Genomic DNA, 23162 nt, shown 5'->3' on the forward strand with positions numbered 1-23162 from the left:
AAAATAAGTAAGTTATGACAGATTTAAGTAAAAACATTCTGGCTCTCAGAGAGAAGAAAGCCGTTGTAGAGATGGGTGGTGGCGAAGCGGCCATCGAGAAGCAAATCGCGATGGGCAAGATGACAGCCCGCGACCGTATCCTGTCGCTGCTGGACAAGAATTCTTTCCACGAGTATGATTTATTTGTAAAACATGACGGGCGCGATTTTGGTATGGACAAGAAAGACCTGCCGGGCGATGGCGTTGTGACGGGTACAGGTACTATTTTTGGTGCTCCGGTATGTATCTATGCGCAGGACTTTACCGTGGCTGGCGGTTCGTTGGGATTACAACATGCCCGCAAGATCACCAAGATTATGGACCATGCGCTGAAGATGAAGTGCCCCATCATCGGCATCAACGATTCGGGTGGTGCGCGTATCCAGGAAGGTGTCGGCGCATTGGCAGGTTATGGCGAGATTTTCTATCGGAACACGATTGCTTCGGGTGTGATTCCGCAGATTTCATTGATTTTGGGTCCGTGTGCCGGCGGTGCGGTTTATTCGCCTGCGTTGACAGACTTCGTTTTCGTAGTAGAAAATATTTCGAAGATGTTTATCACGGGTCCGAACGTTATTAAGACAGTATTGGGCGAGGATATTTCGATGGAAGACTTGGGCGGCGCGCGCGTTCATGCTGAAATCACGGGTAATGCACATTTCTATGCCAAGAGCGAGCATGAATGCTTCGAGCAAGTGAAACGTTTGGTAAGTTTCATTCCATGGAATAACGAACATCGTGCGAAAGCCTTCGAACCGAAAGAGCCTTCTGCGATGTTGAATATCGAAGAGGTGGTTCCTTCAGACCCGAAGCAGCCGTATGATGTGCGCGACGTGATTAAGTGTATCGTGGATGATTCTGATTTCCTCGAAATCCAGCAGTTATGGGCGGCGAATATCGTGGTAGGTTTCGGTCGCATGGGCGGCGAGACGGTCGGTTTCGTAGCGAACCAGCCGATGGTATTAGCAGGTGTGTTGGATTGCGACAGTGCGGACAAGGCAGCTCGTTTCATCCGTTTCTGCGATTCGTTCAACATTCCTATCATCACGTTGGAGGATATGCCGGGTTATCTGCCGGGCGTAGATCAGGAACATGCCGGTGTGATCCGTCATGGTGCGAAAGTGTTGTATGCTTATTCGGAGGCTACGGTGCCGAAGATTACGGTCATCTTGCGTAAAGCGTATGGTGGCGGTTATATCGCAATGAACTCCCGTCACTTGGGTGCCGACTTTGTCTTTGCTTGGCCGAGTGCTGAAATTGCCGTAATGGGTCCGGAAGGGGCTGCGAACATCATCTTCCGCAAGGAAATCATGGCGGCTGAAGACCAGGAAGCAATGCGTCAGGAAAAAGTAAAAGAATATACCGAGAAGTTTGCTAATCCGTATGTGGCTGCTTCGCGTGGATTCATTGATTCGGTTATCGAGCCGAAAGAAACGCGTTCGTTGTTGCTCCATGCGTTGAAGTTCTCTATCTCGAAAGAAGAATATCGTCCGGCTAAGAAACATGGTTTGCCTCCATTCTAAATCGTTTGCATTATGGAAGAAAATAAGCAAGAATTGGTTGATTTTGCGGTTACAGCACGTAAGTATAAGACGACGTTGACCGAGAAATTCAAGAATCGTCACGCCTGGCACAAGCCTTATGCAGGCGATGTCATTTCACATCTTCCGGGAACGATTGTTGAATTGGAAGTAAAAGAAGGTGATGAAGTACAAGCTGGTCAGCTGTTGTTGATTCATCAGGCTATGAAGATGTTGAACCGTGTGGTAGCTCCTGTTTCCGGTATAGTGGAGCAGGTAAATGTCCATGCTGGCGAACAAATTCCGAAAGACCATTTGATGGTCCGCATTGCCGTGAAGTAACGGTACATAAACTTTATATACAGAGACGCGAAGGTAATATGCGATTGATCGCATTCCTTTGTGTCTCTTTTTTTTATGCCCAATGGAAATCGATTTACGTCCGAGGAAAAGTTGGAAACCTCCGAGGAAAGTTCTATCTTTAACCTGCAGATATATATCTTTAGGTTGCAGATATGCATCTTTAACTTGCAGATATGTATCTTTAGCCTAAAGATAGAACTTTCCTCGGAGGTTTTGACTTTTAGGTCGGGCCTCCGCCAGTTTAGGTAAGGCATCTTGGGATTTTGGCAAGGTCTTTCTGTAGCAGAAATGAAACAGATTCGTCACGTCTCCTTCACGTCGGCTACATTTTTCAGAAATATAGGCATACTACTTTTGCGGCCGGAAACAGGACAAAATAGCGTAAAATCTTAGAAAATGGAACGAGGAAAGTTATCCAATATTTTGTTTATCTTATGGGCTGGCGGTGCCGCTTTGCTTTCTTATGCGTTGGTTTATGCACTCCGAAAACCGTTTACGGCGGCTACGTTCGACGGTATGGAATTCTTGGGTATGGACTACAAAACAGCTGCAAGCATCGTGCAGATTGCAGGCTATGTATTATCTAAATTCATAGGTATCAAATTGGTTTCGGAAATGAAGCGTGAACATCGTTTCCGTTTTATTGCCGCTTCGGGTCTATTGGCGGAAGTTGCTTTGTTAGGCTTTGCGATGTTGCCGGCACCATATAATATTCTGGCTCTATTTTTTAATGGATTGGCATTGGGTTGCATGTGGGGTGTCATCTTTAGTTTTATCGAAGGACGTCGAGTGAGCGGCATTTTGGCGAGTATCATGGGAATAAGTATTGCTTTTAGCTCTGGTTTTGCGAAGTCTGCCGGATTATATGTGATGAATAGCTGGGGAGTGAGTGCGTTCTGGATGCCAGCTGTAATAGGCGGCATAGCGTTGGTGTTTCTCATCGCACTGGCGTATGCGCTCAATCGTTTGCCTGAACCTACGGTTGAAGATGTACGTTGTTGTTCTGCTCGTGTACCTATGGATGCCCATCAACGTCGCGACATTTTAATTCGTTTTGCTCCTGTTTTGGGAATGTTGTTTATCGCGAATCTATTTATTACCGTCGTGCGTGATATCAAAGAAGACTTTTTGGTCAATTTAGTAGATACTTCGCAGTTTTCGGCATGGGCCATTAGCGGTGTGGATGGCATCGTGACGCTGCTAATCCTAGGTCTATTTATTTTGATTTCACTGATTCGCAATCACGAAAAAGTTTTATATTTGCTGCTCGGAATGGTTATTGTAGGTAGTGCCGCATTGGCGGGCGTAGCGCGGTTCTACGACGAGTTGCAGCTCTCGCCTTTGGCGTGGATGTTTTCGCAGAGCTTAGGTTTATATATCGTCTACCTCAGTTTTCAGACATTGTTCTTCGAACGGTTCGTCTCTTGTTTTCACATCCGTGGAAATGTGGGATTCTTTATCGTAACGATTGATTTTGTGGGGTATGTAGGAACAGTAGCCGTGTTGGTGTTCAAAGAACTTTTTGTGGCGGAATTGAACTGGATTGAATTCTATAATACGATGGTGACGGTGCTTTGCGTGACATGTTGCCTGCTTTTCGGAGGAGCCTTGGCTTGGTTGGCGCAACAACGCGTACGTCGGCGGGAAGCCTTGCACGAAGTGGAAGGTTCTGCGGCTCTCTCTTATGAATAATGAATGTTAGAATAATAGAGTGAATAAAACGATATAATAACAGATTTAATTGAAGAAAAAATGGAGATGAAAAAAATCAAATGTATCATCATGGATTGGGCCGGTACGACGGTCGATTATGGCTGTTTTGCTCCGGTAGCCGCCTTTATTGAAAGCTTTAATGCAATTGGTGTCCCGGTAACAGCGGCGGAAACCCGTATGTATATGGGCCTTACTAAAATAGAAGAGATTCGCGCTTTGTTCAGCTTGGAGCGCGTGCGAGAGGCTTTCCGAGCTAAATATGGCCGCGATTTCAATGAAGAGGATGTCCAAGGACGTTATGTTGATTTCCAACAAATCCTGTTTAATACGTTGGCGCAATATTCCGACCCAATTCCGGGTGTCGTAGAGACCGTAGAGAAACTGCGCGCTGCAGGCATTAAGATTGGTTCGACTACAGGTTATACGCGCCAGATGATGGACATCGTCATCCCGGCAGCCGAGGCGAAAGGTTACCACGTAGATAATTGTGTGACGTCCGACAATCTTCCCGGAGGCCGCCCCAACCCGTATATGATTTATCAGAATATGATTGATTTGGCTATTCCCTCTGTCGATTACGTCGTTAAGTGTGGCGACACGATTGCTGACATCAAAGAGGGCGTGAATGCAAAAGTGAAGTCGGTCGGCTTTATCTTGGGAAGCAACGAGATGGGATTGACCGAGGCCGAGACGAAAGCATTAGCTCCCGAAGAGTTGAAGCGTCGCATGGACGAGGTTCGTAGCCGTATGTTGGCAGCGGGTGCCGATGCTGTATTGGATAGCATCATGGAGCTCCCCGCCTACATTGAATCGTTAGAAAAATAATAAACTATAAAGTCATTAAAAGTAGATATATCATGGAGAGAAATTATTTATTGTTGACACCCGGTCCGCTGAGTACGTCTGAAACAGTTCGTCAGGCGATGTTGCAAGACTGGTGCACATGGGATAAAGATTACAATGAAGGTATTGTTACACCGCTTCGCCACGATTTGTTGGCTATTGCTGGTCTAGACGAATCAGAGTACACGACTGTGCTTCTTCAGGGGAGCGGTACCTATTGCGTGGAAGCTACGATTGGAGCAGCTGTCCGTCCGGAGGATAAATTGTTGATTTTGGCCAATGGTGCGTATGGCAAACGCATGGCGCAGATTGCTGACTACTATCATATCAATTATGTCATGGTTTCGCTCAGTGAAACGGAATTGGTAACGGGTGAAGTGGCGCGTCGGGCGTTGGAGGAAAATCCTGACGTAACGCATCTCTCGATGGTACATAGCGAGACGACAACCGGTTTACTGAACCGCATCGAGGAAGTGGCCGACGTGATTCGGGGCAAAGGAATTACTTTCATTGTGGATGCCATGAGTAGTTTCGCGGGTGTACCTATCGACATCAAAGGTTTGGGTATCGACTTCCTGGTTAGCAGCGCGAATAAGTGCATCCAGGGCGTGCCGGGATTCGGCTTCATCATTGCGAAGAAGGACAAAATGTTGGCGACAAAAGGAAATGCCCGCTCGCTCTCTTTGGATATTTATGCGCAATGGGAAACGATGGAGAAGGGGCATGGCAAATGGCGGTTTACGTCGCCGACCCACGTGGTACGTGCTTTTTTCCAAGCTATGCAGGAGTTGAAGGCCGAGGGAGGAATTGAGGCTCGTCACCGCCGGTATGTGGAGAATCACCGTGTCTTGGTAGACGGTATGCGCGAACTGGGCTTCCAGACGTTGCTTTCCGACGACAAGCAGGGTTGCATTATCACTTCGTTCTATTATCCGGAGGCTACGTTTGACTTCGCCGACTTCTACAATAAATTGAAGGCAAAGGGATTTGTGATTTATCCGGGCAAGATTTCGGATGCGGATACGTTCCGTATTGGAAATATTGGCGATATTTTCCCAGACGATATTCGTGCGTTGCTGAAAGCTATTCGGGAAGTGCGCGGATAAACCGGTTGTTAATGGAAGGATATAATCCAGTTAGGCAAGGCAACCCATCGAGGCGGATGGGTTGCTTTTTTCTTTTCCAGGTATCCTCTTTCCTCTTTTTTCTTTTGTTCTCGTGCCAAAACTTGCTTGCGGGAGCCCCGCAAGCTTCTCCGTGTTCAAGGAATGACTTGTGGAGTTCCCGCTAATTTGTTTTCAAGCATTGGTCATGAAAAAATAAATACAGGTACAAATTGGGAGTGGCCTAGGTTTAATATTCAATTACCTGGGTCTGCATGGTGAGCAGGTTGATAGTCCAGAGGCGACCGTCGAGTAGTTCGCCGCAGCCTGTTATCCATTTGATGACTTCCGAAGCCTCCATGCAGCCTATGACCCCTGGCAAGACACCCATCACACCCTTCGGCGGCACGCCGCCCATCTCTTCTTCGGGGAAAAGGGTGCGGTAGGTGCGACCAGGGGAGATGTTGAAGACCGAAACCTGTCCTTCAAACTCGCGGATGGCGCCATAAACGTAGGGTTTCCCTAGCTGAGCCGTTACATCGCCCAAAAGATAGCGCGTCTGGAAATTATCCGTCCCGTCTACCACGATATCGTACGCCTTGACGATGTGCCGCGCGAGGGGAGGAACCAGTCGCAACGGATATTCATCTACTTGGAGTTGAGGATTCAACGCTTTTAGCCGGCGGGCGGCGCAGCGGACTTTAGGTTGTCCTATCTCGTCGTTCGTATAGAGTACTTGCCGTTGAAGATTGCTCTCGCTCACCACATCATTGTCTATCAACGCCAGGCAACCCACGCCGGCCGCTGCCAAGTAGAGCGCGATGGGGGAACCCAATCCTCCGACGCCGACGAGCAGCACGCGGGCATCGCGGAGTCGTTGCTGGCCCGCCACCCCGATTTCGGGAAGGATAAGTTGGCGGGCGTAGCGTTTTGCATCCGAGCTGTTCATACGCAGGGTTTCATTAAGTCGAAAGACTGGTCCCAATCCTTCCAGACTGGCTCGATGCCGATGCCCTTCAGCGCCTTCGTTACCTCCTTCGCCGTGCGCTCGTCGCTGACGTGGAATTGCTCCAGCGTTTGTGGGTAAGAGAAATAACCACCCGGCTCGGTCTTGCTTTCCGCGCTCATGGTGGTTACGCCGAGGCGAGCCATGTTGTCGCGAAACGATGCGCTCTCGCGGGTAGAATAAGAGATGTCCACGTCGTGGTCGAAGATGCGGGTGGCGAAGGTGACTTGCGCCAGCTCGCGGTCGTTCACCACCACGTTTGGCTGGAAGCCGCCGTTTTCCGACGGGCGCATCCTTGGGAAGTTGAAGCTGTACTTCGTCTTCCAATAATGCTTTTGCAGATAGCGCAAGTGATAAGCCATCATCGTAATATCGGTGCGCCACTCCTTCTCCAAGCCCAAGAGCACGCCCATGCCGATGCTATGCACGCCCGCCTGCCCCATGCGGTCGAAGCCGTTCACGCGCCAGTCGAACTTGGACTTCATTCCGCGCGGATGATAGATGTTATAGTTCGCCTTGTGGTAGGTCTCCTGAAAACAAATCACACCATTCATGCCGTGGTGCGTGAGCTCGCGGTATTCCTCGGCAGAAAGGGGCATCACCTCTATTTTCAGATTCGAGAAGTAAGGCTTCGCCAAATCCAGGGCGCGGGCGATGTAGGGGACGCCCGCCTTCGCCGGATTCTCGCCCGTCACAAGTAAGAGGTTCTCGAAGGGCGCCAGCTTCTTGATAGCCTTGTATTCGTTTACAATTTCCTCCTCGGTCAGAATTGTTCGCTTCATCGGGTTGCTGACGTGGAAACCGCAGTAAACGCACGAGTTGGTGCATGAATTCGTGATGTAGAGCGGAACGAACATCGACATCGTGTTGCCGAAGCGTTCGCGTGTGTATTTGTAGCTGAGTTGCGCCATTGTCTCCAGATGCGGTTCGGCCGCCGGAGAGATAAGAGCCATAAAATCGTTCACATCCAAGTGTTCCTTCGATAAGGCGCGACGCACGTCGGCATCGGTCTTGGAGGCGATGAGGGAGGTGGTTTCGCCCCAGTCTATTTTTTGTAATTCTTCTGAAAACATAATCTATACCTATTTTTTATATCCTAATTATATCGTAATGTTTTTTTCGGACGCAGATTACGCAGACGAACGCAGATAAACGCAGATTTGTTTTATTGATTTATACGCAAAATAAATCTGCGAAAATCTGCGTCGTCAGCGTCATCTGCGTCCAATATATCCATTATGTCACATTCTCCTACGAACAATGATTCATTTCTTCAAATCGCGCGAAATCCTCATCGCACAAAAATTCGGCCCGCACATCGTGCAGTACTCCCCATCTTCGTGCTTTCCTTCCTTGTAATATTCAAGGGCGCGGTCCGGGTCGAGGCTCAGATGGAACTGGTCGCGCCAGCGGAACTCGTAGCGGGCTTTGGAGAGGGCGTTGTCGCGGACCATCGCGCCGGGATGACCTTTCGCCAAATCGGCTGCGTGCGCGGCAATCTTGTACGTGATGACTCCCGTGCGGACATCCTCCCGATTGGGCAAGCCGAGGTGTTCCTTCGGCGTAACGTAGCAGAGCATCGCCGTTCCGAGCCAACCGATTTGCGCGGCTCCGATAGCCGAAGTGATATGGTCGTAACCCGGTGCAATATCCGTCACCAACGGGCCGAGCGTGTAGAATGGCGCATCGTGGCAAGCCGAAATCTGGCGTTCCATATTCTCGCGAATCTTGTGCATCGGTACGTGCCCCGGTCCTTCGATGAAAGCTTGGACGTTCTTTGCCCACGCGCGTTGGACTAACTCGCCCAGCGTATCCAGCTCAGCAAACTGCGCCTCGTCATTGGCATCGTAAATGGAACCGGGACGAAGACCGTCGCCGAGCGAGATGGCAACGTCGTACTGAGCCAGAATATCGCAAATATCATCAAAGTGCTCATACAAGAAGCTCTCTTTATTATATAATGTACACCATTTACTGATGATACTTCCGCCGCGACTCACGATTCCGCACAACCGCTTATCCGCCAAATGTACGTTCTTCAGCCGCACACCCGCATGGATGGTGAAATAGTCCACGCCTTGCTCGCACTGCTCGATGAGGGTGTCGCGATAGATGTCCCACGTTAAATCTTCTACTTTTCCGTTCACCTTTTCCAGCGCCTGATACATCGGGACGGTTCCGACTGGGACGGGGCAGTTTCGGATAATCCACTCGCGTGTTTCGTGGATGTTCTCGCCCGTGGAGAGGTCCATCAGCGTGTCGCCGCCCCATTTGCAGCTCCACACGGCTTTATCGACTTCTTCTTCGATGGACGAGGTGGTTGCCGAGTTTCCTATGTTCGTATTTATCTTAACGAGGAAGTTCCTGCCTATAATCATCGGCTCGCTCTCCGGATGATTGATGTTTGCGGGGAGAACAGCCCTTCCTGCCGCTATCTCATCGCGCACGAACTCCGGCGTGATGTGCGATTCGATGCCCAACTCCTCGCAATTCATGTTTTCGCGGATGGCCACGTATTCCATCTCCGGCGTCACGATGCCTTGCTTGGCGTAGTACATCTGCGTGATGTTTCGTCCCGCTTTGGCACGATACGGCAGCGCGATGTGTTCAAAACGCAGATGGTCGAGGCTCTTGTCATCGCGGCGCATCTTTCCGTATTCCGATGTAATAGAATCGAGCTGTTCCACATCGCCGCGAGCGGTTATCCACGGTTCGCGCATCCGGGGCAAGCCTTTCTTCAAATCGATGGTGACGGACGGGTCGCTGAACGGGCCGCTCGTGTCGTAAATATAGACCGGAGCGTTCGGCGTCAGCACGCGTTGGCCGTTTTCTACTGTGACCGTCGGGGTGAGGTTCACTTTCTGCATCCCTACGCGGATGAACGGGAAGAGCTTTCCTGTCATGTACGCTTTTTCGCGTTGCGCATACGCTTTCTTTTCTTTTTCCATATAATATATAGGTATAAGATTATTCATCCAAAAATGCTGTCAAGGGTGAAGAGGCTACGGCTTCCAACGTAGGTGTCGTTCCTTCCAATCCGGCTTCGTAGGCTTCGCGTCCGGCTTCGACTGCCTGTTTGAAGGCCTGCGCCATGCGAATCGGGTCGCCTGCTACGGCAATCGCTGTATTGACCAGTACGGCTGATGCTCCCAGTTCCATCGCTTCAGCAGCATGGCTCGGTGCGCCGATTCCGGCATCCACTACGACCGGAATGCCCGCTTGCTCGATAATGATTTGCAGGAACTCGCGCGTCCGGAGTCCTTTGTTCGTGCCGATAGGTGCGCCGAGCGGCATCACTGTAGCGGCTCCAGCTTCTTCCAATTGTTTACACAGGACCGGGTCTGCCTGGCAATAGGGTAACACGACGAACCCTAATTTTACCAATTGCTCTGTGGCTTTGAGCGTCTCGACCGTATCCGGCAGGAGATAGCGTGGGTCCGGGTGGATTTCCAGCTTCAGCCAATTCGTGCCGAACGCCTCGCGTGCCATCTGCGCAGCGAATACGGCTTCCTCTGCATTGCGCACGCCCGACGTGTTCGGTAGCAATTGAATATGCGGATGCACGATGTGATGCAGCATGTCGTCCTCTTTATTTTCCAAATCGATGCGCTTCATTGCCACCGTTACCATCTCCGTACCCGATGCCAAGATAGCCTTTTCCATCCATTCGTTTGATTTAAACTTTCCCGTTCCTAAGAACAAGCGCGAATTAAATTCTTTTCCTGCTATGATTAATTTATCCATTGAATTACGAATTATGAGTTACTTTTAATTGTTCCTTGTCAATTCTCCATTGTCCATTGAAATTCATCCTCCGCAAGCCGCTTTGATGACTACGATTTGGTCGTTTTCTTGCACGGAGTAGGTCGCCCATTCCGTACGCGGGACGATGCGATTGTTTACAGCCACGGCCACGCCCTTATCGGGAAGTTCCAATGCCTGCGCTACCTGTTGGAGGGTATTTGCTTCCCCCAGCTCCATTTCCTTGTTGTTTACCTTTATTTTCATCTGCTTATTACATTAATAATACTTGGATTCAAGGGGGAGATTCCGCAGCGGGGGAAGAAGGAAAGAATAAATCAGTTGTCGGGCTCAAAGCCTCTCCAAACAATCCCTACGTCAGCATTACCTGCATCAGGTGAAGGGTATAATCTCAGCTTCCCCGCTTCGGGCGAAAGCACCCCTTTGTTTCCGTTCGCAAAGGTACGAAAAAATATCTTGGAAAAACAATACCCCGGAGGGATAAGTTGCCGGTCCGACACTGTCGGAAAGTCTCCCAGCCTGCCGGGGAAGGATTCCGACACTGTCGGAAAGTCTCCCAGCCTGCCGGGGAAGGATTCCGACACTGTCGGAAAGTCTCCCAGCCTGCCGGAGAAAGATTCCGACATTGTCGGAAAGTCTCTCAGCCTGCCGGGGAAGGATTCCGACATTGTCGGAAAGTCTCTCAGCCTGTCGGGGAAGGATTCCGACATTGTCAGAAAGCCATCCGTCCTGCTTGCCACACCAGCGGGAGGGGGCGTCAACCCATATCGTCGCCCGTCTTGACCACATCCACCTTGACGGTCTTATGGAAGGGAATGAAACGCGAGACGATGGCCAGTATGATTGTCGCAATCAGGAGGTAACCCAAAAGCGTCTTCAGGGCGAGCAGGAGGCTCTGCTGCTGGACGAGGGAGTAGAGCGTGTTCGTCGCCAGTTGTTGTGCCTCGTCGAAGCCATGCCCCGAAGCGAGCGATGATTGCAGCGACTCGTGGTAACGTCCGGCGGCCAGCGGGTCGGCCAGCGAGATACCGTCGGAAAGGCGGTGGAGGGCTTTCAAACGCAAGGAATAGAGCATATTGTTGTAGAACGAAACGCCAATCACCGGGGCGAATGCCGAGCGCACGGCGATGACGAAAAAGGCGTTCGTGAGCATGATTTTAGGTTCCAAATCCTCGACGACGAAGAGGCCGAACGCGATGACCAGTATCATCATGCCCAAGCCGCGCAGGAACATCGGCACGTAGAGCATCTCGTAAGTACTGGAGGGCGAGATGCCGAAATATAAAATGCCGAAATAGAGCGCATAGCAGGCCATCCCTCCCGCAATGAGGAAACGGAAACGCCAGCGTTGCCAGCGAAACCACCAGAAGCAAATGAACCCGCCCACGATAAAGCCCGGAATCAGAAAGAGGCTCAAACGGTTGGTATGTACGCTGTCAATATTGAGTACCGAATTCAGGTAGGTCGTGGTCAAGGTGCTGGACGCGCTGAAAAACATGGTCAGGAACATGTAAAAATAGCCCAGCACGGATTTGGGGCGGTGTAGGATACGCAGGAAGATGTGCGGCTTTTCGGCCGTGAGCTGCTGCCAGGCGAAAAGGGCTATCAGCAACGGGGCCACGAAGAGGTAAATCACAATCTTCGGCGACGCGAACCAGTCGAGTACGCGCCCATACGTGAACACGTAAAGCAACATCAGCATGGCTGTGGAGATGATGAGCATCCCCCGGAAATCGATGTCGCGCAACGGGAGGTCCGCTTTTACCTTGGCATACCGGAAGCAGACGAGAATCGCGATGATGGCTACCAGAATACCCAGCATCATGAAGTAATACATGTATTTCCAGTCGTAATAATAGGCTAACTGTGCCGTCACCGCCATCGAGATTTGCCCCATGCCGAAAACCAAAGGAAAGAAGTAGGAGTAAAACTCGCTACGGACGTTGTTGGGTGTAAATAGCGGTTGGATTTGGATGATGCACCAAAGCATCACGAAGGCTTTCAAAATGCCGATGAAGAAGCTGCAGACGATAATGAGGTCGATATTGTTCGTCGATGAACAAAAGAAACTGAGCAACGCCTGGAGCGGGAGGTCACCAAGCAAAAGTGATTTCGGCGGAACCGCATCCAACACTTTGCGGACAAGTGGGTAAGCTACCGCCATGCCTACGGAGGTCGCGTAATATCCCATCGAAATATCCTCGCTAAAAACGCCCAGCGAGTTGGATAGTTCCAACATGCTGCCCGTATAAGCCCCGTTGAGCATGGAGGTCGGGAGGAAAATAAGGAAAATAGTCAGCACCCCCAACCATTGCGGCACCCACGGACGGAGAGGTAGATTCAACGTCTTCATGTTGTTTTATTTCTTCAACGCTTCGGTGATGACCATCATGCCCGCACGAAATTGCGCTATGTCCTCTTCGTTGACGTCTTCCAAGTCGATGCGCACCGGGATGCGTTGCTGTACCTTCACGAAATTGCCGGCCGAGTTGTCCGTCGGGACAAGTGAATATTTCGAACCAGTCGCTTCCGAAATGGCCGTCACTCGCCCGTGGAAGGTTTTACCGGATATGGCATCCACGCGGATGCGTACCTCCTGTCCGATATAAATATTTGCGATTTGCGTCTCCCGGTAATTGGCCGTAATCCACTTGTCTTGGCTCCGTACCAGATAAGAGAGGGTTTGCCCGGCTGATACGTATTGCCCGGACTCAAGCGTGCGCCGGCCCATATATCCGTCGTAAGGGGCGGTCACGATTGTATAGGAGAGATTCAACTTGGCAAGGTCGAGGTCTGCTTCCCGCCGGAGGATATTCGCCTCCGCTCCGGTCTGCCGTTTGGTTGCTTCCGCATATTGGGAAACGACGGCCTCTTTCTGTTCCAGCAGAGCTTGATAACGGGCTTGGGCAGCCTCGTACGTAGCTTTTACCTGTTCGAATTGTTGTTCGGCCACCGACTCGTCCTTCAATAACCGTGCATATCGATGATAGTCCTGTTCGCTTTGCCAAAGGCGGGCTTTTGCTTCGGCAATGTTCGCCTCCTGTACTGCGATATTGGCGTGCGAAGTCTGTATGCCTGAATGCAATACATCCTTGGAACCTTCCGCATCCAACAGGGCGGCTTCCGCTTCTTTTACACGAATTTTGTATTCCCGGTTGTCGAGGATGAGCAACGTATCGCCCTTGTGCACATATTGATGCTCGCGGAAACGGATTTCTTGGATATAACCCGCCACGCGTATGTTGATAGGAGCGATGTATTGGTCCACGTACGCATCGTTCGTTATTTCGTAATTCACGTATCGCCAGAAATAGTGTATCGTCCAGCCGATTCCGGTCAAGGCCAGAAGGATGCAGACGGTGTTTAAGATTGTATTGCGGAGTTTTAACCGGAATGTCTTTTTCGTATCGAGTGTCGTCATAATTATGCCTATATTTAAAATGAAAATAAACGATAATCCCAATGGAATGTAACTATAATCGAAATGGATTGTAACTATAATTTCCCGCTCGCATGCTGTAATTCATAATAGGTATATACGACTTGCGTGCGGGCGGTCGTGAGTTGCAATTCCGCATCCAGCAGGACGCTATTTGCATCCAAGAGGTCGGTAAGGATAGCGAGCTGGCTCAAGTATCGGTTTTGCACGATGCGATAATTCTCTTGCGCTTGCCGGACGGAGAGTTTCAGTGCCTCTACGCGGTCGATAGCCTCTTGATGCCGCAGATAAGCTGTGCGTATCGTGAGCCGGGAAGATTGCTTGAGTTGCTCCTCTTCGTTCTGGCGGAGATGCACATTCAGGCGGGCGGCGTTCAGACGATGCTTGTTTTTATAGAAAGACGAGAGCGGATAAGCGACCGACAAACCGATATTCCAGGTGTTGTTGTACATATCCGCCATGGTTCGCTGCACGGGGCGGGCCAGCGTATTTCCGGCATGGAGCGAGATGGTGGGGCGGTTGTCTGCCTTGGTCAGCTCTACCTCGTTTTGGGCGAGCAGGGTTTGCTGGCGGGCGAGGAGCATGGCCGGGTCGTTTGCATAGGCTTCGTCTACGTACTGCATGTAGCTGTCCGTGGGTGTGGGATGGCTCAAGAGTGAAGTGTCGGGGATGATGTACAGGTGTTCGTCCAGTCCTAATAGAATATCCAGTTGTTGGGAAAGCAGGATAAGCGTGTTTTCGGTTTCTTGGAGGGCGAGCCTGTCGGTGGTGAGCTGGAGTTCGCTCCGTAACACGTCGTTGTTGGTGATGACGCCCTCTTCCTTCAGTCGTTTGATGTCTTTCAACCTGCGTTCGGACTCTTCGATGTTCCGGGTCAATACCTCATGTTGCTTGTAGTAACTGAAGAGGTTCATATATTGCTGGAGGAGTCCCAGTTTGATGTCCGCTTGGTCGGTGCGTGTCTGGAGGAGGGCAATCTGTCGTTCGATATCCGCTTGCTTGATGCTATGCTTGATGCGTCCTCCTTGATAAATGGGTTGCGTGAGGTCGAGTGCATAATTTTGCGACCAATCCGGTGATTCGGGGCGCGTCGGGTGGCTCAATCCGCGTTCGAAGAGGATAGGTTGGCCCACATATCCGCCGTTCAATCCGATTTCGATATCGGGGAGTTGTGCTCGGCGGGCCGTTTGGCTTTGTTCTTTTGCTTGTCGTTCCCGTATTTTATCGGCTTGGATAGGCAGGCTGTTTTCCATACCTAACTCGAAGAGTTGCCCGACTGTGAGGAAAAGGGAATCCGTCTGGGCGGATAAGGGGCCATAACTCAAGAATGCGCCCAAGCCTATTTGTATACATTGATTAATAACCTTCCTATATACCATAGTGTGATAACCTTTCAAATCTAATCTGTATGCCCCGCTGTTTGCATACAGTGCTAACTTATTTTCTTTTGCCTCTGCAAAGTTACGGATTCTGCGCGAGATGGTCAAGTGTTTTTCCGGGATGCAAGGGATTCGTATAAGCCTTTGCTTTTTCTTAGCTATTTACGGAAAGTTGATTATTTTTGCCGCATGGAACCGATGCGGAAAATCATACATATCGATATGGATGCCTTCTATGCTTCTATCGAACAGCGGGATAACCCGGAATTGCGGGGGAAGCCGATTGCCGTGGGGCATGCCGAAGAACGGGGTGTCGTGGCGGCTGCCAGCTATGAGGCGCGGAAGTTTGGCGTCCGTTCGGCCATGCCTTCGCTCCGGGCGAAGAAGCTTTGTCCGGAATTGGTCTTCGTACCGGGAAGGATGGAGGTGTATAAGGCGGTTTCGGCTGAGATTCATGCCATTTTCCATGAGTATACCGATATCGTCGAACCGATTTCGCTGGACGAGGCTTTCCTCGACGTGACGGAAAACAAGCCGCATATCGAATGGGCTGTGGAGATCGCCAAGGAAATCAAGGCTAAAATACGCGAACGATGTCATTTGGTGGCTTCGGCAGGCGTGTCGTATAATAAGTTCTTGGCCAAAATCGCTTCCGATTACCGCAAGCCAGACGGGCTGTGCACGATTCATCCTTCGCAGGCGTTGGATTTCATCGCCCGCCTTCCGGTAGAGGCTTTTTGGGGCGTCGGTCCGGTGACGGCCCGCAAGATGCACCAGCTGGGCGTCCACAACGGGGCGCAACTGCGCGATTGCTCGCTGGAAATGCTGACGAGGCAGTTCGGCAAAATGGGCGCGGTCTATTTCCATTTTGCGCGGGGAGAGGACGACCGTCCCGTAGAGGCCACCCGCATCCGGAAGTCTATTGGTTGCGAACGGACGCTCGAGCGCGACATCACTGCCTCGTCCAACATGATTATCGAGCTTTATCATGTGGCGGTCGAGCTGGTCGAACGTATCGCGCGCAAGGATTTCAAAGGAAATACATTGACCCTCAAGATAAAGTTCGGCGATTTCGAGCAAATTACCCGCAGTCTCAGTACCAAACAGCCGCTCGTGCGCCTCGACGACATCCTCCCCTTGGCCAAGAAACTGCTGACGCAGGTGGATTATGCCCGTCACCCGGTGCGTCTCATCGGATTGGCCGTTTCGAACCCCGCTGCGCCTGCTCCTGCCGCCGGCCAATCCCTTGGGAAACAGCTTTACCTACCGTTTGGCGACGATTTTTTCCTTCCGAACCGCTTTGATTGAGCTCCCAGCCTCGCTTTACCCCTTGGGAGACCCGCCGATAGCTCTCTTTACCCTTTCCAGGTATGTGTTTATATCAATTGGGTACTGATTTTATATGAATTGGCTTGCATTTGTTTGAATTGAGTAGTCAATCTATATGGATTCAGTTGCGTTTATAGTTATTGAGTAGTCAATTTATATGAATGCACGTGTGTTTATATAGATTGACTACTCAATTCAAACAAACGCAGTGGTGTTTGTTTAGATTGAGTAGTCAAACAGGTAAAACGCATCCTTTTTTGGTGCCAAGAAAAAGCGCTTAGCCTCGCCGGAGACACCGGACATGGCTAAGCGCGTGGAGGGCGGACCGTCAATCGAACTCGACGACCGTAATACCAGCCCCTCCGAACTGAACGTGCTCATCGTGGAAGCTACGCACGCCAGGGACGCCCTGCAGGTATTCGCGAATCAGTTGGCGCAGGATGCCGGTACCCGTCCCGTGGAGGATACGCACCTGTTGGGCACCCACCTGGATGGCATCGTCGATAAAGTAGGTGACGGCTTGGATAGCTTCGTCGCCCCGCATGCCGCGCACGTCGATTTCCTGTTTGAAATGCAAGCGTTTCTGGTGCATTTCCTCGGAGGTCTGCTCGCTGATGAAGGTACTCTTCTGAATGTCGCGCTTGATTTGGTTCTTGCTGACTTTTTCCAGGCGGTCCAGTTTGACGCTACTCTTGATCATGCCGAAAGCCACTACGGCCTGCTTGTCTTGTACCTCCAGCACCTCGCCCACAGAGGTCTGCCCTTTGATGCGCACCGAATCGCCCGCCTCGATGATGTCCGGGTTGAACGCCTGCACCGAGGTGTTTTTGGCCTTTTGCTTCTTCCGTTCCTTGCGGGCCTGGAGTTTCTCCATTTTGCGGGCGATGCGTGCATCCTCTTCGCCGGGCGCGTGGAGGTTGTCTTTAAAATCTTGCAGCTCTTGACGTGCCTGCTTGGTACGTTCCTTTTCGGCCTGGGCCTCTTTGATTTCGCGGATGGTATTCTCAATTTTGGCATTGGCCTCAGACAGGATACGGGCGGCTTCCGTCTGGGCGTCGCGCAAGATGTCTTTGCGTTGGCTGTTCACCTCGTTCAGGTCTTTTTCATATTTGGCGATGACCTCTTCGAGGCGTTTCTCCCGCTGGTGGATGTTCTGCCGTTTATGCTCCCAATAGCGTTTGTCGCGGACAATATCTTGAAGGTATTTGTCCATGTTGATGTAATCCTGTCCCACCTTTTCCGAGGCTTCGGCAATTACATCTTCCGGCAGGCCGATTTTGCGCGCGATTTCGATGGCGAACGAACTGCCCGGATTGCCGATGGCAAGGCGGAACAGCGGTTGCATCAAATGGCGGTCGTAGAGCATGGCACCATTGACCACGCCCGGCGTATCTTCGGCAAAGTGCTTCAGATTTTGGTAGTGGGTCGTGATGATACCATAACTTCCCCGTTCGTTGAAACGGTGCAAGAGTGCTTCCGCGATGGCACCACCGATTTGCGGTTCCGTGCCGCTGCCGAACTCGTCGATGAGGAGGATGGTGCGCGGGTCGCAGTTCTTGACGAAATACTTCATGTGCGTGAGGTGCGAAGAGTAGGTACTGAGGTCGTTCTCGATACTCTGCTCGTCGCCTATGTCGATGAAGAGATTATCAAAGATGCCCATCCGCGAAGATTCGTGCATCGGTACCAGTAATCCGCATTGCATCATATATTGCAACAGCCCTACTGTCTTGAGGCAAACAGATTTACCCCCGGCATTGGGACCGGAGATGAGGAGGATGCGGGTACCTTCCGCCAGCGTGATGTCGAGCGGCACGACCTCTTTGTGTTGCTTTCGGAGCGAGAGGTAGAGAAGCGGATGGACGGCATGTGCCCAGTCGATTTGTTGCTTGTTTTCCACCACGGGATAGATGCCGTTTATATCCAAGGCGAAGAGCGCCTTCGCGCGGATGAAGTCGATATCGGCCAAGAATTCGTAGGATTGCAAAATATCGGGCACCAGCGGACGAATCTCGTCGGTAAAGGCCGTCAGGATGCGGATGATTTCACGCTTCTCTTCCCCCTCCAGTTCGCGGATGCGGTTGTTGGCTTCCACGACGATTTCCGGCTCGATGAAAACCGTCTTCCCGCTGGCAGATTCATCATGGACAATGCCCTTGATTTTCCGCTTGAAAGCCGGAGCCACAGGAATCATCAAGCGACCGTCGCGCAGGGTAGGGGCTACGTCCTTATCGACCACGCCCTCTTGTTGCGCGGTACGCAAGATGGTTTGCAAGCTGCGCGAGATGTTGTTCAGGGTGAGGGTCATCTCGCGTCGAATGGATTGGAGTTTGTCGGAGGCGGTATCTTTCACTTTTCCGAATTTGTCCAGTATGGTGTCGATTTGCGTTATCAGGCGGGGAAACACTTGGATGTCGCCCGCCAAAGCCGTCAGTGCTGGATATTTGATTTCCCCCTCTTCATCCGGACGAAGGAAGCGTACGATGTCTTGGATGGTCTGTAGCGAACGTTTCAAATCGAATACTTCCTTTTCGTCCATCCATGTCCCTTCCGGGCGGATGCGTTTGAGCGAATAGCGTACGTCGAGGAAATAATTCGCAGGAAATTCATCCTCTTCCTGGGTCAGGCGGACGAACTCGCGGGTCTGTTCCAAACGTTCGCAAAGGGTCGGATAATCGGCAGTAAATGTCATGTCGCTAACCCGTTCTTTCCCCAGCGTGCTGAGGCATTTGTCGGCAAGCAAAAGGCGGACTTTGTCGAAGCCCGTCTTTTGTTCAAAATTGGATGGGTATGTCATATCTCTTTTTTATTCCTTAATTTATTTAGAAGTACGCCCTGCTACGGTGAGCGAGACGCTGCTTCGTATCGTTGGGCGGATGATGATTTTACGTCGCTCCTTACCTTGCTTCACGTAGAACGTGATGGCGTTGTTGCTCGTCGGGTTGACGTAAGGAGCGAAATAGTATAAATAAGCGAAGGCCGTTAGGTTGTTCGCATTCTGGATAGCTTTGTTCACTTCCGGATATTTGAACGTGTCCCAATACATGCAGCGGTCGAATCCATTGGCATCGGTGAAGCGGGTCGAGGCGTCGCGATAGACCATGGTGTTCATGATGAATTGGCGGTAAGCGGCGGTGAACTCGTCGATAGTGTAATCGGTACTCAAGCCTTCGATACCTTCCACCACGTCGCCTGCTTGGATGCCGGCCTCGTAGGCGGGCGAACCTTTGTCTATGGCTACCACGTTCGAGAGTTTATTCATATCATAATTAATCCCGGTATAATTATAGGTACATTGCGTCACGATGAAACGCACGTTTTTCCGGCTGCGCAGATAGGGAAATTGCGTACACATAAGCGGGATGTGCATTTGTGCGTATTCTTTCAGGCCGAATGCCTCTTCCAGCATTTCGTTGGCTTCGCATTCCCACAAGACGCGTCCCGGCTGCAGCTTTTGGTCGATGAGGCGGAACCCCAGTTGCAATACGTAAGGGGCTTCCGACGATGAGGCACCTAATTCGAGGAACGGTACCTCTTCCATCCGGTTGCGGTTTGCGTTGTAGCGATAGACCGGTTCTTTCAATTTGATAGGATTCGGCCCTACGTAGTCGGGATTTTTGTCGAAGAAATAGAACGTTTGCACCAGCATGTCGGGGGCTTGCAGGTTTCGTTCATATCCTTTTTTTACCATTTCCCGTTCGATGATGCGGTTGAGGTCCATCTCCAGCTCTTGGTTGTTTTCATCTACTTCGGCAAACGAGAAGGTACGGAATTGGGCGAAGTTGACGGTATCGGTAGTGGCTGTATAGACAAATGGGCAGGTGAACGTCCGCGTACAGGTCGTTTCGAGGCTGTACATGTTAAATGCCATGGCAAGCTGGGCTTCTGTGATGGCATCGACCGGCTTGCATTCTTTGACCACGCGCACTGTGCGGGTCGCCCCTTGAGCCGATTGGAAAGTCAGTACCATGTCTGGCCGTGTAGCTGGGTTGAGCAAGATGGCGAGGTCGTCTGCCGTCAGCTCTACCGTTGGGATACCGTCGATTTGTTCGATAATGTCGTTAGGCTGCACGCCGGCCCGTTCAGCCGAGCTATAGGGAATGACTTGGGTCACGACGGGCCGTCCTTTTCCCCAGTTGGCTTTTTGGCTAATTTCATAAGTAAGTCCGATGCGGCACACCTGTGCATTTTCTTTCCCTTTCTGCGCCCAAGCGCTGGAAGCCATCCACAAAAGGAGGAGGCTATAGGATATTTTCTTCAATGGTCGAATCATTTTTTTCTGCTTTTATTTCATGGACGCAAAGATACAACAACCTGCGCCAACGACCAAATTTCCATTTATTTCAAATTTTCTTGACTATTTAATGGCCAGGGCCTCGGAGAGGTCCAATCCTCAGGTAGCTGCGGGTCGGAGCGAAGCGAGGCCTGCAGTAGTTTATACGTCGCGAAATGGATGTCCACGATACGCCGCAGGCCTCGCCGATGGCTTCGACCTACGGCTACCTGAGGATTGGACCTCTTTCGAGGCCCGTTTTTCTGGGGGATTGGGGCTTTTTCATGCTGTAAAGTGTGTTCGCCGAGCGAGATGGCAGCTTGAAAAACGTGGGAAATGCCGTTGCGTATAGCAAAAACACTTCCCACGCGATTGGAAGCCTATTGCGCGAACGCAATTCCATTTCCCACGTGATTGGAAGCCCATTGCGTGGACACAATTCCATTTCCCACGCGATTGGAAGTCCATTGTGTGGACGCAATTCCATTTTCAACGTGATTAGAAGCCCATTGCGTGGACGCAATTCCATTTCCCACGCGATTGGAAGCCCATTGCGCGGACGCAATGGCATTTCCCACGTTTTTGAAGGTCAAATCCTTTCATAAAATCTAAAAATAGAACCAAAAGGAGGGTGTTCAGCTGAAAATACATGCCTTCAAAACCATCCAATGAATGTCTAATCTTAAATTTCAACCGTTAGGAATACGATAGTAAAAGTGTTATTTATTCATTTGTTCCCTGTTTTTACGTATCTTTGTCGGCAACTAAAAAGTAGCATAATATGAAAATACTCTTTTATGATTTGGAAACGACGGGCATTCTCTATTGGCGGAATGGCATTCACCAGATAAGCGGCGAGGTGGTCATTGATGGTGAAACGAAGGAGGTGTTCAACTTCCGGGTGCGCCCCAATCCGCGCTGTGTGATTGATGAGGAAGCCTTAAAGGTATGCCACGTGACGCGCGAACAAATCGAGCAATATCCGCCCATGGAGGAGGTCTACCGGCAGTTGGTCGCGATGCTTTCCAAATATGTGGACAAATACGACAAGCAGGATAAGTTCTTCCTGGCAGGATACAACAATGCTTCGTTTGATAATTATTTCCTGAAGGCGTTCTTTGTGCAGAATGGAGATAATTATTTCTATTCGTGGTTTTGGGTCAATTCCATCGACGTGATGGTACTGGCCACGCAACACCTTCTGGCAGAGCGGCACCGGATGCCCGACTTTAAGCAAGAGACAGTCGCCCGCACGTTGGGCATTCCTTTGGAAACCGAGAAGCTCCACGACGCGTCGTACGATATTTACCTGACGAAGGAGATTTACAAACACATTCAATCAACAGCCCATGTATGTCCGTAGGTTGATATTCGTTGTCAGTTGCCTTCTCTTCTTGTGGGGACATCCCTTGTTGGCCCAAGAAAAAGCCTATCCGAAGAATGGAGAGGGCATTGAATTATTCCTGAAACGTTTCGGGCGGGTAGGATATAGTTACCAAAAGGAGTTCATCCGCCTCAATAAGTCGAAGTTAGGGCGGAATAATATGCTGATTAACGGTGTGCAATATACGTTGCCCCCGTTGCATGACGAGGAGGAGGTACAGACCACTTCCCGCCGGCGTACCCAAACGGAAAAGGCGGGGAAACGCAAGGGCTATGAACCGCTCTTTGGAAAGCAATATGCTGCCTACGAAACCATCTCGTCTGAATTGAAAGGCGCTACCTTTTATTTGGTGAGCGGACATGGCGGTCCCGACCCGGGGGCCATAGGGAAGATGGGAAACCATCGGCTCTGCGAAGATGAATATGCCTACGATATTATCCTCCGCGTAGCACGCAACCTGATGATGCGCGGGGCGAAAGTACATATTATTATACAAGACGCAAAAGATGGTATCCGCGACGGCATGTACCTGAACAATTCGAAACGGGAGACCTGCATGGGCAGCACGATTCCCCTCAACCAGGTAAAGCGGCTCAAGCAGCGGTGCGATAAAATCAACTCCCTCATGAAGCAAGACCCCTCGGCCTATAAACGTGCGCTCTTCATCCACGTAGATAGCCGAAGCCGCAACAAACAGATGGATGTCTTCTTTTATCATGCCGGAAGCCGGGCGGGAAAGAAACTGGCCAATACGGTCCGTGATACCTTCAAACGGAAGTACGCCCATCATCAGCCAGGCCGGGGATTCAAGGGGACCGTGAGCCAGCGCAATCTGTATGTTTTGCGGAATGCCCAGCCGGTGTCGTTGTTTATTGAGATTGGCAATATTCAAAACAAATATGACCTGCAGCGTATCGTTTTAAGCAATAATCGCCAGGCTTTGGCGAATTGGATATGCGAGGGTTTTATCCAAGATTATAAAAATTCGAAGTAATAAGGAAAAGAAAGA

At 50.8% G+C, this 23162-nt stretch carries 18 protein-coding genes and 1 riboswitch; of the genes, 8 read left to right on the forward strand and 10 right to left on the reverse strand.

The window, feature by feature from the left end; genetic code table 11:
- Window positions 1-14 precede the first annotated feature (14 nt).
- The 5 genes from B5F77_RS00145 (at window position 15) to phnW (ending at window position 5584) form a co-directional block, all read left to right on the forward strand.
- Entirely contained in the window at window positions 15-1562 is a 1548-nt protein-coding gene (locus B5F77_RS00145) for an acyl-CoA carboxylase subunit beta (RefSeq protein ID WP_087325997.1), read from the forward strand.
- Between the two features lie 12 nt (window positions 1563-1574).
- Window positions 1575-1901 carry an acetyl-CoA carboxylase biotin carboxyl carrier protein subunit gene (locus tag B5F77_RS00150; protein ID WP_087325999.1) on the forward strand — a complete coding sequence of 109 codons (327 nt, stop codon included), beginning with the start codon at window positions 1575-1577 and terminating at the stop codon, window positions 1899-1901.
- Window positions 1902-2318: 417 nt separating this feature from the next.
- Window positions 2319-3614, forward strand: coding sequence for a DUF5690 family protein (locus B5F77_RS00160; protein WP_087326003.1), 1296 nt, complete (start codon window positions 2319-2321; stop codon window positions 3612-3614).
- Window positions 3615-3680: 66 nt separating this feature from the next.
- Window positions 3681-4460, forward strand: a complete 780-nt coding sequence (gene phnX / locus B5F77_RS00165; protein WP_087326248.1) for a phosphonoacetaldehyde hydrolase — start codon at window positions 3681-3683, stop codon at window positions 4458-4460.
- Between the two features lie 32 nt (window positions 4461-4492).
- Window positions 4493-5584 carry a 2-aminoethylphosphonate--pyruvate transaminase gene (gene phnW, locus B5F77_RS00170; RefSeq protein ID WP_087326005.1) on the forward strand — a complete coding sequence of 364 codons (1092 nt, stop codon included), beginning with the start codon at window positions 4493-4495 and terminating at the stop codon, window positions 5582-5584.
- 247 nt (window positions 5585-5831) lie between these two features.
- Here phnW and B5F77_RS00175 read toward each other — a convergent pair whose 3' ends face one another.
- The 8 genes from B5F77_RS00175 to B5F77_RS00215 form a co-directional block, all read right to left on the reverse strand.
- Window positions 5832-6530, reverse strand: coding sequence for a HesA/MoeB/ThiF family protein (locus B5F77_RS00175; protein ID WP_087326007.1), 699 nt, complete (start codon window positions 6528-6530; stop codon window positions 5832-5834).
- Window positions 6527-7660, reverse strand: coding sequence for a 2-iminoacetate synthase ThiH (gene thiH / locus B5F77_RS00180; protein WP_087326009.1), 1134 nt, complete (start codon window positions 7658-7660; stop codon window positions 6527-6529). The genes B5F77_RS00175 and thiH overlap by 4 nt, the downstream gene beginning before the upstream one ends.
- A 192-nt stretch (window positions 7661-7852) precedes the next feature.
- Window positions 7853-9535 carry a phosphomethylpyrimidine synthase ThiC gene (gene thiC, locus B5F77_RS00185; RefSeq protein WP_087326250.1) on the reverse strand — a complete coding sequence of 561 codons (1683 nt, stop codon included), beginning with the start codon at window positions 9533-9535 and terminating at the stop codon, window positions 7853-7855.
- 19 nt (window positions 9536-9554) lie between these two features.
- Window positions 9555-10331: a thiazole synthase gene (locus tag B5F77_RS00190; RefSeq protein WP_087326011.1), complete on the reverse strand. Its 777-nt coding sequence runs from the start codon at window positions 10329-10331 to the stop codon at window positions 9555-9557.
- Window positions 10332-10394: 63 nt separating this feature from the next.
- Window positions 10395-10595, reverse strand: a complete 201-nt coding sequence (gene thiS, locus B5F77_RS00195; RefSeq protein WP_087326012.1) for a sulfur carrier protein ThiS — start codon at window positions 10593-10595, stop codon at window positions 10395-10397.
- An 86-nt stretch (window positions 10596-10681) separates the two neighbouring features.
- Window positions 10682-10782, reverse strand: a riboswitch (TPP riboswitch).
- 324 nt (window positions 10783-11106) lie between these two features.
- Window positions 11107-12702: an MFS transporter gene (locus B5F77_RS00205; protein ID WP_087326016.1), complete on the reverse strand. Its 1596-nt coding sequence runs from the start codon at window positions 12700-12702 to the stop codon at window positions 11107-11109.
- 6 nt (window positions 12703-12708) lie between these two features.
- Window positions 12709-13770: an HlyD family secretion protein gene (locus tag B5F77_RS00210; RefSeq protein ID WP_087326018.1), complete on the reverse strand. Its 1062-nt coding sequence runs from the start codon at window positions 13768-13770 to the stop codon at window positions 12709-12711.
- Window positions 13771-13844: 74 nt separating this feature from the next.
- Window positions 13845-15167 (reverse strand): TolC family protein, encoded by a 1323-nt coding sequence (locus B5F77_RS00215; protein ID WP_087326020.1) that lies wholly within the window; start codon window positions 15165-15167, stop codon window positions 13845-13847.
- Between the two features lie 189 nt (window positions 15168-15356).
- Here B5F77_RS00215 and dinB point away from each other — a divergent pair, with 189 nt between their 5' ends.
- On the forward strand, window positions 15357-16475 hold the full coding sequence (gene dinB / locus B5F77_RS00220) for a DNA polymerase IV (RefSeq protein ID WP_087326022.1): 1119 nt from the start codon (window positions 15357-15359) through the stop codon (window positions 16473-16475).
- A gap of 349 nt (window positions 16476-16824) precedes the next feature.
- Here dinB and B5F77_RS00225 read toward each other — a convergent pair whose 3' ends face one another.
- Both B5F77_RS00225 and B5F77_RS00230 read right to left on the reverse strand, forming a co-directional pair.
- Window positions 16825-19293 carry a Smr/MutS family protein gene (locus B5F77_RS00225; RefSeq protein ID WP_087326024.1) on the reverse strand — a complete coding sequence of 823 codons (2469 nt, stop codon included), beginning with the start codon at window positions 19291-19293 and terminating at the stop codon, window positions 16825-16827.
- A gap of 21 nt (window positions 19294-19314) precedes the next feature.
- Window positions 19315-20769, reverse strand: coding sequence for a PDZ domain-containing protein (locus B5F77_RS00230; protein ID WP_204244932.1), 1455 nt, complete (start codon window positions 20767-20769; stop codon window positions 19315-19317).
- Between the two features lie 781 nt (window positions 20770-21550).
- Between B5F77_RS00230 and B5F77_RS00245 the strand changes: the two genes are divergently transcribed.
- Both B5F77_RS00245 and B5F77_RS00250 read left to right on the forward strand, forming a co-directional pair.
- Entirely contained in the window at window positions 21551-22132 is a 582-nt protein-coding gene (locus B5F77_RS00245; protein ID WP_087326030.1) for a 3'-5' exonuclease, read from the forward strand.
- Complete coding sequence (locus B5F77_RS00250; protein WP_087326032.1) at window positions 22119-23147, forward strand: N-acetylmuramoyl-L-alanine amidase; 1029 nt, start codon at window positions 22119-22121, stop codon at window positions 23145-23147. The genes B5F77_RS00245 and B5F77_RS00250 overlap by 14 nt, the downstream gene beginning before the upstream one ends.
- Window positions 23148-23162 lie beyond the last annotated feature (15 nt).

The sequence above is a fragment of the Parabacteroides sp. An277 genome (assembly GCF_002159645.1).
In the GTDB taxonomy this organism is placed as follows: Bacteria; Bacteroidota; Bacteroidia; order Bacteroidales; family Tannerellaceae; genus Parabacteroides.